Raw genomic sequence first — 13810 nt, 5'->3', positions numbered from 1 at the left:
ATCGGGGCTGAGCGCGAAAAGCGGGGCGATGCAACAACGTTCAATCGTCAGGATTGCAGGGCAACGGCCGTGGGCGCGTGCTCGGGCTTCTCGGCGAGTTCCTCGAATTCGTTGATGGCGTCGATCTCGGCGCCCATCGAAATATTGGTCACGCGCTCCAGAATCACTTCGACGACCACGGGCACGCTGAATTCGGCCGCCATCTGCTGGGCCTGCTTGAACGCGGGCGCGATCTCCTCGGGCTTGAACACGCGCAGCGCCTTGCAGCCAAGACCTTCGGCGACGCTCACGTGATCGACGCCGTAACCGTTCACTTCGGGCGCGTTGATGTTCTCGAACGCGAGCTGCACGCAGAAGTCCATGTCGAACTGGCGCTGCGCCTGGCGGATCAGGCCCAGGTACGAGTTGTTCACGACCACATGCACGTAGGGCAGCTTGAATTGCGCGCCCACCGCCAGTTCCTCGATCATGAACTGGAAATCGTAGTCGCCGGAGAGCGCCACGATGGGCCGCGTCGGGTCGGCCGCGCGCACGCCCAGCGCCGCCGGGATCGTCCAGCCGAGCGGGCCCGCCTGGCCGCAGTTGATCCAGTTGCGCGCCTTGTACACGTGCAGGAACTGCGCGCCCGCGATCTGCGACAGGCCGATCGTGCTCACGTAGCAGGTGTCGCGGCCAAACGCCTTGTTCATCTCCTCGTACACGCGTTGCGGCTTGATCGGCTCGTTGTCGAAGTGCGTCTTGCGATGCATCGTGCGCTTGCGCTCCTGGCACTCGGCCACCCACGCGCCACGGTCCTTGAGCTTGCCCGCGGCCTTCCACTCGCGCGCCACTTCGACGAACAGTTCGAGCGCCGCCTTCGCATCCGAAACGATGCCCAGATCGGGGCCGAACACGCGGCCGATCTGCGTCGGTTCGATATCGACGTGTACGAACTTGCGGCCCTTCGTGTAGACCTCGACGCTGCCGGTATGGCGGTTGGCCCAGCGATTGCCGATGCCGAGCACGAAGTCCGACGCGAGCATCGTGGCGTTGCCGTAGCGGTGCGACGTTTGCAGACCGACCATGCCGGCCATGAGCGGGTGATCGTCGGGAATCGCGCCCCACGACATCAGCGTGGGAATCACGGGCACGCCCACGGTTTGCGCGAACTGCACGAGCAGATCCTCGGCGGCCGCGTTGAGCACGCCGCCGCCCGAAACGATCAGCGGCTTCTCGCTCGCCGCCAGCATGTCGAGCGCGGCTTCGATCTGCTTGCGCGTCGCCTTCGGCTTGTAGACGGGCAGCGGCTCGTACAGGTCGATGTCGAATTCGATTTCGGCGAGCTGAACGTCGATCGGCAGATCGACCAGCACCGGTCCCGGACGGCCCGAGCGCATCAGATGGAACGCCTGCTGGAACACGCGCGGCACGAGCGCCGGCTCGCGCACGGTCACGGCCCACTTGGTGACGGGCTTGGCGATCGACTCGATGTCGACGGCCTGGAAATCTTCCTTGTAGAGCCGCGCGCGCGGCGCCTGGCCCGTGATCGCCAGAATGGGAATCGAGTCGGCTTGAGCCGAGTAGAGGCCGGTAATCATGTCGGTGCCCGCGGGGCCCGAGGTGCCGATGCACACGCCGATGTTGCCGGGCGCGGCGCGCGTGTAGCCCTCGGCCATGTGCGAGGCGCCTTCCACGTGGCGCGCGAGTACGTGCGTGATGCCGCCCGCCTTCTTGAGCGCCGAATAGAACGGGTTGATGGCGGCGCCCGGCACGCCGAACGCGGTGTCGATACCTTCTTTTTCGAGCACCAGCACGGCGGCGTCGACGGCTCTCATCCTGGCCATGGAATGTCTCCTCAATGTCGCGTAAAGCGGAAATGTCGATACGGTTGAGGGTCACTGTAGAGGTGCCGGAAAGGTTTGATAAGATCGATCCCGGTCGGGATTTTCGAAACAAAAAGTATGGAATCTCGCGTGCGGCCAACCGTGGAGACAGCAAGATGGACCGCTTCAAGCAGATCGAAACGTTCGTGCGCGTGGCCGACGCGGGCAGTCTCGCGGCCGCCGCGCTGGAGGAAGGCGTCTCGCCGGTGATTCTCGGGCGGCGCATCGACGCGCTCGAAAAGCGCCTTGGCGTGAAGCTCATGTATCGCTCGACGCGGCGGCTCGTGGTGAGCGAGGAGGGCGCGGCGTTTCTGGAGCGCTGCCGTGGTCTGCTCGCCGAATGGGATCAGGCGGAAAACGAGCTTTCGGCGGGGCGGCGCGTGGTGAACGGCCATCTGATCGTCTCGGCGCCGGCGGCGTTCGGGCGCAAGCACGTCGCGCCGCACGCGCCCGCGTTTCTCGCCGACAAGCCCGAGTTGCAGGTGTCGTTCAATCTGACCGATCGCGTCGTCGATCTCGTGCGCGAAGGCTACGATCTCTCGATTCGCATCGGCGGCGCGGTCGATCCGAATTTCGTCGCCGTGAAGCTGGCCTCGAACCGGCGCGTGGTGTGCGGCACGCCCGGGTATTTCCGCAAGCACGGCCGCCCGAAGGCGCTCGAAGACCTGCCCGCGCATAACTGCCTCGCGTTCAATCTGCAAGGCGGCCAGAATCGCGGCTGGTATTTCAACCGCAACGGCAAGCTCGTGACGGTGCGCGTGGGCGGCACGCTCGACTGCAACGACGGCGAGCTGCTGCATCGCTGGGTGAGCGAAGGGCTCGGGCTCGGCTGGCGCTCGACGTGGGAAATCGACGCGCAGCTCGCGCGCGGCGAACTCGAAACGGTGCTCGACGAATACGCGCTGGCCGAATACGACATCCTCGCGGTGTATCCGCAGCAGCGCTACGTGCCGGCGCGCGTGCGCTATTTCATCGACTATCTGAAGGACGCGTACGCGCGGCCCGGCTACTGGACCGGCGCGTAGCGTCGATTCGGCCGTTCAGCCGACCACGATCACGCCGTTCATCGACTCGTGGCCCGAGCCGCAGAAGATGTCGCAGAGGAACGGCACCGTGCCCGCGTCGCCGGCCGTGGCCGCCAGCTTGACGACGGCGCCGGGCGGCACGTCGGCGCGCACGCCGAATTGCGGAATCGAAAAGCCCATGAGCGTGTCGTCGGTGGCGATCTCGAACACGACTTTTTCGTGCGGCTTGACGGCGATAAGGTCGGGCGTGAAGTTGAAACGCCGCGCGCGAATCCTGATGACGCGCGGCGGCGCGGCGCGTGCGTCCAGCCTCAGAAACGCCGCCGCGCCCGCGCAGGCGGCCAGCAGCCAGCGGCGGCGCGTGAGCCGGGCTCGGTCGGAAATCGTCATGGCGGGCTCCGTTTCAGGCGAGGTCGCGAATCGGCTTTTCGCTGAGCACGTAGGCTTGCGGCGCGCCGTCGATCTCGACGCTGCGCCAGCCCAAGCCCCGGTACGGCGCCGACGCGTCCCACGGCACGGGCAGCCGCTGCGGCTGCGACATCGGCGCGGGCAGCGGAAACATCAGCGAGCGCGCGGCGTGATGCGCGATTGCGCCCGTCATCGTGTGATGCTCCTGATGAATGTGGCCGTAGAACACGGTCACGTACGGGCGCGCTTGCAGAAGCGCGATCGCGGCCGCGCCGTCGCGCGTCGCCCAGTCCCACTGCGGCGCGAGATCGAACAGCGGCCGGTGCGTGAAAACGACGATGCGCGCGTCCTTCGGCTGGCGGTTCAAATCGTCGGCGAGCCAGGCGAGTTGGGATTCGCCGATACGGCCCGCCGGGTCCGACACGTTGTCGAGCACGATGAAATGCACGCCGCGCCGGTCGAACGCGTAGTGCGTCTCGCCGAACAGCTCGCGAAACGCCGCGCCGTTGTCGAGGCTCGCGTCGTGTTCGCCGGGCATCAGATAAAGCGGCTTCGCGCGCAGGCCGCCCACGATCTGCCGAAATTCGCGCATGCGCGCGCGGCGCACGGCGGGGTCGTCGGTCGTATGCGTGAGATCGCCCGTGAAAACGACGAAGTCGGGCGCGACCGGCAGCGCGTTGACGGCGGCGATGGCCTTGGGCAGCGTGCCCCGGGCGTCGGGGTTGATGGCCGGGCCTTCGAAACCCCAATGCGCGTCGGAGAGTTGCACGAAGAAGAAGTCGGCGTCGCGCCCGACGGCAAAACCGGGCAGCGCCGAAGCGAACGCCGCGCCGCCGCCCGCCGCCGCGAGGCGCAGGAAGTCGCGGCGGTCGAGTTTCGGCTGCGCTGCCGCGCGTGTCGATGTTTTCGGTGACGGCGAAGGCGGGCGCGGCGAGTTCGGGGCAATCGGCATGATGATCTCCACGGGGTTGGACGTGTCTGTCGTACCGGTTTTGCAAGCCGCGCATTCCCGATTTATTTTCGTAATGGCGTGCGAAAAGTGGGAATAAACTGCGCGAATCGCCGGTAATGCGAGCGTGGCGGCCGCGCGGCATGCGCCGGTTGCCGGAACGAAGCACGCGAGGAAACGAGTGGGAGAAACCGCGCACCCGCCAGGTCCGGCCGACGAGGCCGCGCGCAGCCGCCGTTTTCAGGCGCTGGCGCTGCCGCATCTGGACGCGGCCTACAACCTCGCGCGCTGGCTGTCGCGCAACGCCGGCGACGCGGAGGACATCGTGCAGGAAGCGTTCTTGCGCGCGTTCCGTTTCTTCGACGCTTTTCGCGGCGACGAGGCGCGGCCGTGGCTGCTCGCGATCGTGCGGCGCGTCTGGTACGACGAATGGCGGCGGCGCGCGGGCGCGGAAGAAGTCGCGCCGTTCGACGAATTGCGCGACGACACGCCGCTCGAAGGCTGGGAGACGGGCGGCGTCGATCCCGAAACGCTCGCCATGCGCGCCGAGGACTCGCGCCTCGTGCAGGAGGCGCTGCTGCGCCTGCCGGTCGAATATCGCGAAATGCTGGTGCTGCGCGAACTCGAGGAACTCGAATATCGCGAGATTGCGGCCATCGTCGACGTGCCGGTCGGCACGGTGATGTCGCGGCTCGCGCGCGCAAGGCGGCGGCTCGCGGCACTGCTTGCGCCGCAAGCGGGCGGGCGCGCGCCGGCGCAGGCTGCGGCATGCTCGCGCGCGCCGGTTCACGACGCGGCGCCGTGCGCCGCGATGCGCACGCCGTCCGGTGTGGGCGCCCCCGAACTCGGGGCAAGCAATGAAGCGTGGAGACCCGCCGCGCGGGAAAGTGGACAAGAAGGCGGGCGGGGAAGTGTGCAGGAAAGTGGACAAGAAAGCGGGCGGTTGCGCGAGGAGCCGGGCGTCGACGGCGGCGCGCCGGTCCGGCCGATGCCGCCGACGGCTGCTTTGTCGGCTGCTTCGTCGGTCGGTTTGTCGGTCGGCTCCTCGGCGGCTTCGCCGCTGCGCCGCGCGCACGCCGCGGGCGGCTCGATGCACAATACCGATCAAGGCACGGAGGCGCCGGATGAACTGTGACGAAGCGCGTCCGCTCGTCGATGCGAGCGTCGACCGCGAACTTTCCGCCGCCGATGAATGGCGCGTGCGCGCGCATCTGGCGGGCTGCGCGCCATGCCGTCACGCCGCCGACGAGGCGCGGGCGATCGCGCGCGCGGTGCGTGCGGCACCGTATCTGCGTGCGCCCGACGGGCTGGCCGCGCGCATCGCGGCGGCGTTGCCCGCGACCGGCGAGGCGGCGTTGACGGCGGCAAAGGCACCGCACGAGCGGGCTTCTTGGTGGGACTGGGACCGGCTGCGCCGCGGGTTGCCCGCCGGTGTACCGGCGGCCGGAAAGGGAGGCGCACGCAACCGTGCAAGCGGATCGCGCGCGACGGCGCTCGCGGGGTTCGGCGGCGCGACGCTCGCTCTTTGCGCGCTCGCCGTGGCCGCGACGCTGCACTGGAGTCGGCCGTCCGCGCAGGCGGTTTTCATCGACGATCTCGTGTCGAGCCATGTGCGCGCCGAGATGTCGGGCCGCGACATCGACGTGATTTCATCGGACCGGCACACCGTGAAGCCCTGGTTCAACGGGCGCATCGACTACGCGCCTCCCGTCGTCGATCTCGTGCAGCAGGGCTTTCCGCTCGCGGGCGGCCGCCTCGATTATGTGGGGCGCGAACGCGTCGCCGTGCTGGTTTATCGGTATCGCAAGCATGTGATCGACGTTTATGTGTTCCCGCCGGGCGCAGCGGGAGCTGGCGCGTCGTCGCGCGACTCCGCGCCGGCCGCGACCGAGGGCTACGCGCTGCTGCAATGGCAGGCGGCCGGCATGACGTGGTGGGCCGTGAGCGACGCGGGCGCCGACGCGCTGGACGCCTTGCGCGCCGCACTCGACGCGCGCCTCGCGGCGGGAGCGACCGAAGCCGCAGGCAGTTGAGGCCGGCACGCGCCGCTATTGGCCGCTGGTTGGCCGTTACGCGCCCGCGCTCCCGTTTTGCGCGAATGATTCAGTTCTCTCGCGAGTGGAAGCGCCCCGTTTTGCGCCGATCCCGCGCCCGGTTTGTCGCCCGGCCTAGCCGCTTTCGCCGCGGCCGGTCCGCAAGTCATTGAAAATACGCTCGAATCCTGCCCGCGCGGCGCAATCTGGCTTGCGCGAGCGCCCCATTCACGCTACACTCTTCGGCTTCTCACTTGCCGCACCGGTTCCGACGCCCGGGTGGCTTATATCCACAAGGAGTGATACATGCGTCATTACGAAATCGTCTTCATCGTGCATCCCGATCAAAGCGAGCAAGTGCCCGCCATGATCGAGCGCTACAAGGGCACGATCACGTCGCACGGTGGCCAGGTCCACCGCATCGAGGACTGGGGCCGTCGTCAACTGGCCTACATGATCGAGAAACTCGCGAAGGCTCACTACGTCTGCATGAACATCGAATGCGACCAGACCACGCTCGACGAACTCGAACACGCGTTCAAGTTCAACGACGCCGTTCTGCGTCACCTCATCGTCAAGATGAAGAAGGCCGAAACCGGCCCGTCGCCGATGATGAAAGAAGTGCAGCGCGAAGAAGCCAAGAAGGCGGCCGCTCAGCCGACCGAAGCGCAGGCTTAATACACAAGCCATCAGGAATTCGAGCTCAGTTGCGTAAATCAGCCCCGTGAACAGGCTGCAACTTACGGCCAGCGTCGTCGAACGCGAACCGGTGCGGTACACCCCGGCCGGCGTTCCGATCGCAAGCGTCACGTTGCAGCACCGCACGGAGGTCGTCGAGGCAGGCATTGCCCGCCTCGTCGAACTCACGATGCCCGCGGTGGCGGCCGGCAAGGCCTGCGATCTGGTCGAACGCTGCGAGATGGGCGTGGAAGCGCTCTTCACCGGCTTTCTGGCTAAAAAGCACCGCAACGCGCGAACCCTGGTGTTTCACATCACAGAAATGCAAGGCACAGGAAAGGACTAATCATGCCCCGCCCGACTGGTAAGAAATTCGACAAGCGTCGTCAACAACAAAACCCGCTTTTCAAGCGCAAGAAGTTCTGCCGCTTCACGGCCGCAGGCGTCGAACAGATCGACTACAAGGATCTCGACACGCTGAAGGACTTCATCGGCGAAAACGGCAAGATCACGCCGGCTCGTCTGACGGGTACGAAGGCCCACTATCAGCGTCAGCTGGACACGGCTATCAAGCGTGCGCGTTTCCTCGCGCTGATGCCGTACACCGACCAGCACAAGGCCTAACAAGACGACGCGATAAGGAGCAATAGAATGCAGATCATTCTTCTGGAAAAAGTCGTCAACCTGGGCAACCTCGGCGACATCGTCAAGGTGAAGGACGGTTACGCACGTAACTTCCTGATCCCGAACAAGAAGGCACGCCGCGCCACGAAGGACGCCATCGCCGAATTCGAAGTTCGCCGCGCCGAACTCGAAAAGGCCGCCGCTGAAAAGCTGGCAGCCGCTCAAACCGAAGGCGAAAAGCTGAACGGCCTGACGATTCAGGTCGCGCAGAAGGCAGGCGTCGACGGCCGTCTGTTCGGTTCGGTCACGAACGCCGACATCGCCGCAGCACTGGGCAAGCAAGGCTTCGCAGTGGAAAAGGCGCAAGTGCGTCTGCCGGAAGGCCCGCTGAAGATGGTGGGCGACCACCCGGTGCAGGTCTCGCTGCACACCGACGTCCTCGTCGACGTCACGGTGTCGGTGCTGGGCGAACACGCCTAAGACCCCGCGGTGCGCGCGCGTCGCGGCCGTCATGGCCGCGGCAAGCGCAGCAACGCTGCACCAGATGGTTTTCAAAAAAAGGCAGGAGCCGCAGGGCTTCTGCCTTTTTTGTTGTCCGATTCGCCAGGATCGTCGCCGGGATCGCGCGTTTTTCGTGCTTTCGCGCGCGGCCCGCATGCCCGATAATTGCTCTCCATGAACGCTCCGAAAGATCCCCAACTCGAGTCGCTGAAAGTCCCGCCGCATTCGATCGAGGCCGAGCAGTCGGTGCTCGGCGGCTTGCTGCTGGATAACGCCGCCTGGGACCGGATTGCCGACTTCCTCGCGCAAAGCGACTTCTATCGCTACGATCATCGCGTCATCTTCGAGCATATCGGCCGATTGATCGCAGGCGGCCGTCCCGCCGACGTCGTGACGGTGTACGAAGCCCTCGGCACCTCGGGCAAGGCCGACGACGTGGGTGGACTCGCGTATCTCAATGCGCTCGCGCAGAACACGCCGAGCGCCGCGAACATTCGCCGCTACGCGGAAATCGTGCGCGACCGCGCGGTGCTGCGCCGCCTCGTGTCGGTCGCCGATGAAATTTCCGCCGACGCCTTCAACCCGCAAGGCAAGGAAGTGCGCCAACTGCTGGACGAAGCCGAGGCGAAGGTGTTTTCCATTGCCGAAGACGGCGCGCGCGGCACGCAGGGCTTCCTCGAGATCGGGCCGCTGCTCACGCAGGTGGTGGAGCGTATCGACACGCTCTATCACACGGCCAATCCGAGCGACGTGACCGGCACGCCCACGGGCTTTCTCGACCTCGACCGCATGACTTCGGGCATGCACGGCGGCGAGCTGATCATCGTGGCGGGGCGGCCGTCGATGGGTAAGACGGCGTTTTCGATGAACGTGGGCGAGTACGTGGCCGTGGAGTACGGCCTGCCGGTCGCGGTGTTTTCGATGGAAATGCCGGGCACGCAGCTCATCATGCGTATGCTCGGATCGGTCGGACGGCTCGACCAGCACCGCATGCGAACCGGTCGCCTGACCGACGAGGATTGGCCGAAGCTCACGCACGCCGTGCAGAAAATGAGCGAGGCGCAGATTTTCATCGACGAAACCGGCGGCCTGAACCCGATGGAACTGCGCTCGCGCGCACGGCGCCTCTCGCGCCAGTGCGGCAAGCTCGGCCTCATCATCATCGACTATCTGCAACTCATGAGCGGGTCGTCGACGGGCGAAAACCGCGCGACCGAGATTTCGGAAATTTCACGTTCGCTCAAGAGTCTGGCCAAGGAGCTGGACGTGCCGGTGATCGCGCTTTCGCAGCTCAACCGCGGTCTGGAGCAGCGTCCGAACAAGCGCCCCGTGATGTCGGATTTGCGCGAATCGGGCGCAATCGAACAGGACGCGGACGTGATTCTGTTCATCTACCGCGACGAAGTCTACAACCCCGACAGCCCCGACAAGGGCACGGCCGAGATCATCATCGGCAAACAGCGTAACGGTCCGATCGGGCCGGTTCGGCTCACGTTCCATGGTCAATACACGAAGTTCGATAACTTCGCGGGTTCGCAGCACTTCCAGACCGACTAAACCCAAACCTTTTCAGATGCAAGCGCGGCGTTGCGCCGCAGTGGCGCAAATGCCGCTGCGGCGACCGCACGCGCGTGCGGCCTGTTGCGCGTAACGATACAATATTGCCGTTTTATGACGGCCATGTTGCCGTTTCGTGACGGCAAGCCGAGACCAATTACCGGGATTCCAATGTTCGGTCGATTCATGCCCACCGAGGGCAAGTTCTTCGAAATTTTCAACGCGCACGCCAAGTGCATTGTTTCCGCGAGCCGCGAGCTCGAACTGCTGATCGACAATCTCGCCGACGCGGAAATTCACAAGCAGAATGTGCAAACGGCCGAAAAGGCGGCGGACAAGCTCACGCACGAAGCCATCGATCTGCTGCACAAGACCTTCATCACGCCGCTCGACCGCGACGAGATCCACAAGCTGATTACCACGATGGACGACTGTCTCGACCTCATGGAAGACGTGGCCACGGCGATCTCGCTCTATGACGTGCAGGCGGTTACTTCCGAGGCGAGCCAGCTCGCGCACGTGGTCACGGCCACGGCCGAGCGCGTGCAGTCGGCCGTGGCGCTGCTCTCCGACATGAAGCAGGCGCGCGACATTCTCAAGGCTTGCGAAGACATCGACCGTCTCGAATCCGACGCCGACCGCCTGCTGCGCGCCGCGATCTCGAAGCTGTTCCGCGAGGAAGACAACGTCAAGACGCTCATCAAGCTGAAGGCGATCTACGAACTGCTCGAAGCCATTACGGACAAGTGCGAGGATGTCGCGAACATCATCGAAGGCATCGTGCTAGAGAACGCCTGAGCCCACGCGATGCAATCGATACAACTCGCCCTTTGGGTGGTCGCGACGCTTGTTGCCGTTGCGCTCATTTTCGACTTCATGAACGGCTTTCACGACGCGGCGAACTCCATCGCCACGGTCGTGTCCACGGGCGTTCTCAAGCCGCAGCAAGCGGTGGCGTTCGCGGCCATGTTCAACGTGATCGCCTATTTCGTTTTCCACCTGAAGGTGGCGCAAACGGTGGGCAAGGGCACCATCGACCCCGATATCGTCGATCACTACGTGGTGTTCGGCGCGCTCGTGGGCGCGATCGGCTGGAACGTGCTCACGTGGTACTACGGTATCCCGTCGAGTTCCTCGCATGCGCTGATCGGCGGCCTTGTGGGCGCGGCGCTCGCGAAGTCGGGCTGGCATTCGCTCAACTACGACGGCCTGATGAAGACCGTGGCGTTCATTTTCATTTCGCCGCTGCTCGGTTTCATTCTGGGCTCCTTCTTCATGCTCACGGTGTCGTGGCTCTATTTCCGCACGCCGCCCAGCAAGGTGGACCGGCGTTTCCGGCGTTTGCAGCTCATTTCCGCCAGTCTTTATAGTCTCGGCCACGGCGGCAACGACGCGCAAAAGACCATCGGCATCATCTGGATGCTGCTGATCGCGACCGGCTACTCGGCCATCGGCTCGGACGCGCCGCCCATCTGGGTGATCGGCGGCTGCTATCTGTCGATGGGTATCGGCACGCTGTTCGGCGGCTGGCGCATCGTGCGCACCATGGGGCAGAAGATCACCAAGCTCAAGCCGGTGGGCGGGTTCTGCGCGGAAGCGGGCGGGGCGCTTACGCTTTTCACGGCTTCGTGGCTTGGCATTCCCGTGTCCACCACCCACACGATCACGGGCGCCATTGTGGGCGTGGGCGCAACCCAAAAGCTGAGCGCCGTGCGCTGGGGCGTGGCGGGCAACATCGTCTGGGCCTGGGTACTCACCATTCCGGCTTCGGCCACGCTGGCCGCGGCCGGCTGGTGGATTGGGCATCGTCTCATGTAAGCCATTGCGGCGCCTGCGGGCGCCGCAAGTCGTTTTGGCGCCGGCTTTTTGATACTCGCGTGGGCTAGACGATCGGCGTGCTGGCGCCGTCCATCGGAATCAATGCGCCGGTGACATAGCTCGCGCGGCGGCTCGCCAGGAACAGCGCGACATCGGCGATTTCTTCGGGCTTCGCATAGCGGCCCAGCGGCACCTTTGCTTCACCGCTCGAAAGCGCCTCCGCGGCATCGACGCCCTGGCGCTGCGCCTCCAGTTGCACCGCTTCCTGGAGCCGTTCGGTGAGCGTGGCGCCAGGATTGATCGCGTTGATGCGAATGCCGTAGCGCGCGTGATAGTGCGCAAGGCCAACGGTCGCGAGCATCAGCGCTGCGTTCGCGGCGCCGCCTGCGATATGGATGTCGGTCGCGAACTTTCCGCCCATGCCGATGATGTTGACGATCGTGCCGGGCTCGACCGCCTCGCCGTTCTTGACCCGCTGCACCATGCGTTTGAGCACTTCCTGCTGCGGATAGATGTACGGAAAGTATTTGGCTTCCATTGTCGCCTTGAAGGCGTCGGCGTCGAGCAGTTCGGGGTCGTAGCGGCGCGCGGCGCCCGAGCTGTTGATGAGCACGTCGATGGGGCCGACGGCCGTGGAAACTTCCTCGACCACGTCGGCCGCGCTGTGCGCTTCGTGCAGGTCGGCGCGCGTGAGATGCACATGCAGCCCTTCGCTCGCAAGCTGCTCGCGGGCGCGCGCCAGATTGGCCGGGTCGCGCGAGACGATCGCCACCCGCGCGCCTTCCTTCGCAAAAGCGCGCGCACAGGCGAGACCGATGCCCTTGCTGCCGCCCGTTACCAGAACCACTTTCTTGTTGAGTCCGAGATCCATCGTGCCCTCACTGGCGATCCGTTCCAAAAGCGTATCGAAACGATAGCAGAGGCACGCGGCCCGGAGAATATTACTGGCCGTCCGGCCAGGGGCATGAGCTGCCGTACGGCCGCCGCGAGCGGCTCAGAAGCTGCCGTTTGCGAAGCGCGCGATGGGGTCGTCGTTCGGTTGCGCGGGCGCGGCGGCGCCGGCGGTCGATGCACGCAGGATCTGGGCGCTGCCTGCCGACGGCGACGCGCCTGGCACCGCCGTCGAGCCGGCTTGCTCCGCCTGGCGCTCGGCGGCGCGAGCGACGGGCGGCGGCGGCTCGAAGGCGTCGGCGGCCGCGTCGATGGCGTCGCGCGGCGCGGCGGAATCGGGGCTGGCGGCGTAGGCCGGAGCATTGCTGGCCGGCACCACCGAGGCGGGCGCGGGCGAAACGGCGCCGGCTTCGCGCGACTGCATTTGCGCCGCGTTGAGCGAGGGCGGCGGCGGCTCGAAAGCGTCGGCGGACGCGGGCTGCGCCGTGGATTGCGTCGTGGCTTGTGCCGGCACGTAAGCGGTTTGCGGCGCCGCTACGACGCGCGTCTGCGGCGATACGGCGGCCGTCCGCGCAGGCATTGGCGCAGGCATTGGCGCGGCCGAAGGCGGCGCGCTGGCAACAGCCGCCGCGGTCGCTGGCGCGGATTCGGCGGGCGCGGAGGCTTCGTACGTCGGCGTGTCGAACGGCGTGCGTTTAGGCGGCGCCATCCGGCGGATGCCGTCGAAATGCCTGGCCCAGTAAGGGTTCGTCAGATAGTCGAGCCGCACGGTGCCGCCCGTGGACGGCGCGTTGACGAAGCGCAGCTTGCCCACGTAGATGCCGACGTGCGAATGGGGCCGCCCCGTCGTGTTGAAGAAAACGAGGTCGCCCGGCGCGATTTCGTCGGGTTCGATCGTTTCGCCGCGCGTGCTCATTTCGGCCGTGGTGCGCGGCAGGTCGACCGAAGCCGAGCGCGCCAGCACGTATTTCACGAGTCCGCTGCAATCGAAGCCGCTATCGGGCGTATTGCCGCCCCAGCGATACGGAATGCCGACGAGCCCCATCGCCTGGATCGAGATTTCCTCGCGGCCCACGCTGTGATCGACAAAATTGGGAAAGCCCGGCGGCTTGGTGCGCCACGCGTTCTCGCTGCCTGACGAACCGCTGCGCGAGATCTTTTGCGGCGCGCTCGAACACGCGGCAAGCAGAAGGGCGATCAGAAACGGAAGCCAAAGTCGGCGCATGAAGCAAGCGCGGAGGGCGTGTCGCGACCTCCGCCGAAAAAGCGGGTCATGGGCGGATGGTAGCCCGCCTGGGCCGGCATTCGCAAGAATTCTTCACAACTTACTTGAAGTTCGCGCGCTAAGTGTTGTGCTCGCGGAACGTTGGGTGTGGCTTTTGGGTCGCAATTGGCGCCCTTTTTTCCGCATTAACGCCTAACTACGGATAACCGGAGTAGTCGGTACATCGGAAATCAGCGGAT

General features: G+C 65.7%; 15 protein-coding genes. 10 read left to right on the top strand and 5 right to left on the bottom strand.

All coding sequences use genetic code 11. The annotated features are described in order from the left end of the window. Window positions 1-47 precede the first annotated feature (47 nt). Window positions 48-1823, bottom strand: a complete 1776-nt coding sequence (gcl, locus tag U5805_RS17290) for a glyoxylate carboligase (RefSeq protein WP_322104709.1) — start codon at window positions 1821-1823, stop codon at window positions 48-50. Between the two features lie 155 nt (window positions 1824-1978). Here gcl and U5805_RS17285 point away from each other — a divergent pair, with 155 nt between their 5' ends. Further along, window positions 1979-2887, top strand: coding sequence for a LysR family transcriptional regulator (locus U5805_RS17285; RefSeq protein ID WP_322104708.1), 909 nt, complete (start codon window positions 1979-1981; stop codon window positions 2885-2887). Window positions 2888-2902: 15 nt separating this feature from the next. Here U5805_RS17285 and U5805_RS17280 read toward each other — a convergent pair whose 3' ends face one another. Both U5805_RS17280 and U5805_RS17275 read right to left on the bottom strand, forming a co-directional pair. After that, entirely contained in the window at window positions 2903-3277 is a 375-nt protein-coding gene (locus tag U5805_RS17280) for a cupredoxin domain-containing protein (RefSeq protein ID WP_322104707.1), read from the bottom strand. Window positions 3278-3290: 13 nt separating this feature from the next. Beyond that, complete coding sequence (locus U5805_RS17275; RefSeq protein ID WP_322104706.1) at window positions 3291-4247, bottom strand: metallophosphoesterase; 957 nt, start codon at window positions 4245-4247, stop codon at window positions 3291-3293. A 178-nt stretch (window positions 4248-4425) separates the two neighbouring features. Between U5805_RS17275 and U5805_RS17270 the strand changes: the two genes are divergently transcribed. The 9 genes from U5805_RS17270 to U5805_RS17230 all read left to right on the top strand — a co-directional run bounded on the left by U5805_RS17270 (window position 4426) and on the right by U5805_RS17230 (window position 11455). Further along, on the top strand, window positions 4426-5379 hold the full coding sequence (locus tag U5805_RS17270) for an RNA polymerase sigma factor (protein ID WP_322104705.1): 954 nt from the start codon (window positions 4426-4428) through the stop codon (window positions 5377-5379). Then, on the top strand, window positions 5369-6277 hold the full coding sequence (locus U5805_RS17265; protein WP_322104704.1) for a zf-HC2 domain-containing protein: 909 nt from the start codon (window positions 5369-5371) through the stop codon (window positions 6275-6277). The genes U5805_RS17270 and U5805_RS17265 overlap by 11 nt, the downstream gene beginning before the upstream one ends. A gap of 306 nt (window positions 6278-6583) precedes the next feature. Next, the gene (gene rpsF / locus U5805_RS17260; RefSeq protein ID WP_322104703.1) at window positions 6584-6955 is read left to right on the top strand and encodes a 30S ribosomal protein S6; all 372 of its coding nucleotides are present in this window, start codon (window positions 6584-6586) and stop codon (window positions 6953-6955) included. A 46-nt stretch (window positions 6956-7001) separates the two neighbouring features. After that, complete coding sequence (priB, locus tag U5805_RS17255; protein ID WP_322104702.1) at window positions 7002-7301, top strand: primosomal replication protein N; 300 nt, start codon at window positions 7002-7004, stop codon at window positions 7299-7301. Window positions 7302-7303: 2 nt separating this feature from the next. Next, the gene (rpsR, locus tag U5805_RS17250) at window positions 7304-7579 is read left to right on the top strand and encodes a 30S ribosomal protein S18 (RefSeq protein WP_110384466.1); all 276 of its coding nucleotides are present in this window, start codon (window positions 7304-7306) and stop codon (window positions 7577-7579) included. A 27-nt stretch (window positions 7580-7606) separates the two neighbouring features. Continuing rightward, the gene (gene rplI, locus U5805_RS17245) at window positions 7607-8059 is read left to right on the top strand and encodes a 50S ribosomal protein L9 (RefSeq protein WP_322104701.1); all 453 of its coding nucleotides are present in this window, start codon (window positions 7607-7609) and stop codon (window positions 8057-8059) included. A 195-nt stretch (window positions 8060-8254) separates the two neighbouring features. Further along, window positions 8255-9637: a replicative DNA helicase gene (locus U5805_RS17240; RefSeq protein WP_322104700.1), complete on the top strand. Its 1383-nt coding sequence runs from the start codon at window positions 8255-8257 to the stop codon at window positions 9635-9637. Between the two features lie 171 nt (window positions 9638-9808). Further along, window positions 9809-10435, top strand: coding sequence for a DUF47 domain-containing protein (locus U5805_RS17235; protein WP_322104699.1), 627 nt, complete (start codon window positions 9809-9811; stop codon window positions 10433-10435). Window positions 10436-10444: 9 nt separating this feature from the next. Then, window positions 10445-11455, top strand: coding sequence for an inorganic phosphate transporter (locus tag U5805_RS17230; RefSeq protein WP_322104698.1), 1011 nt, complete (start codon window positions 10445-10447; stop codon window positions 11453-11455). Window positions 11456-11519: 64 nt separating this feature from the next. Here U5805_RS17230 and U5805_RS17225 read toward each other — a convergent pair whose 3' ends face one another. Both U5805_RS17225 and U5805_RS17220 read right to left on the bottom strand, forming a co-directional pair. Beyond that, window positions 11520-12326: an SDR family oxidoreductase gene (locus U5805_RS17225; protein ID WP_322104697.1), complete on the bottom strand. Its 807-nt coding sequence runs from the start codon at window positions 12324-12326 to the stop codon at window positions 11520-11522. Window positions 12327-12449: 123 nt separating this feature from the next. Next, complete coding sequence (locus U5805_RS17220; protein WP_322104696.1) at window positions 12450-13571, bottom strand: NlpC/P60 family protein; 1122 nt, start codon at window positions 13569-13571, stop codon at window positions 12450-12452. Window positions 13572-13810: the final 239 nt, after the last annotated feature.

This window comes from Paraburkholderia sp. J41, from assembly GCF_905220235.1.
GTDB lineage: Bacteria > Pseudomonadota > Gammaproteobacteria > Burkholderiales > Burkholderiaceae > Paraburkholderia.
The sequence above is the reverse complement of the archived record's forward strand: the minus strand, read 5'-3'. Positions and strand labels throughout refer to the sequence as shown.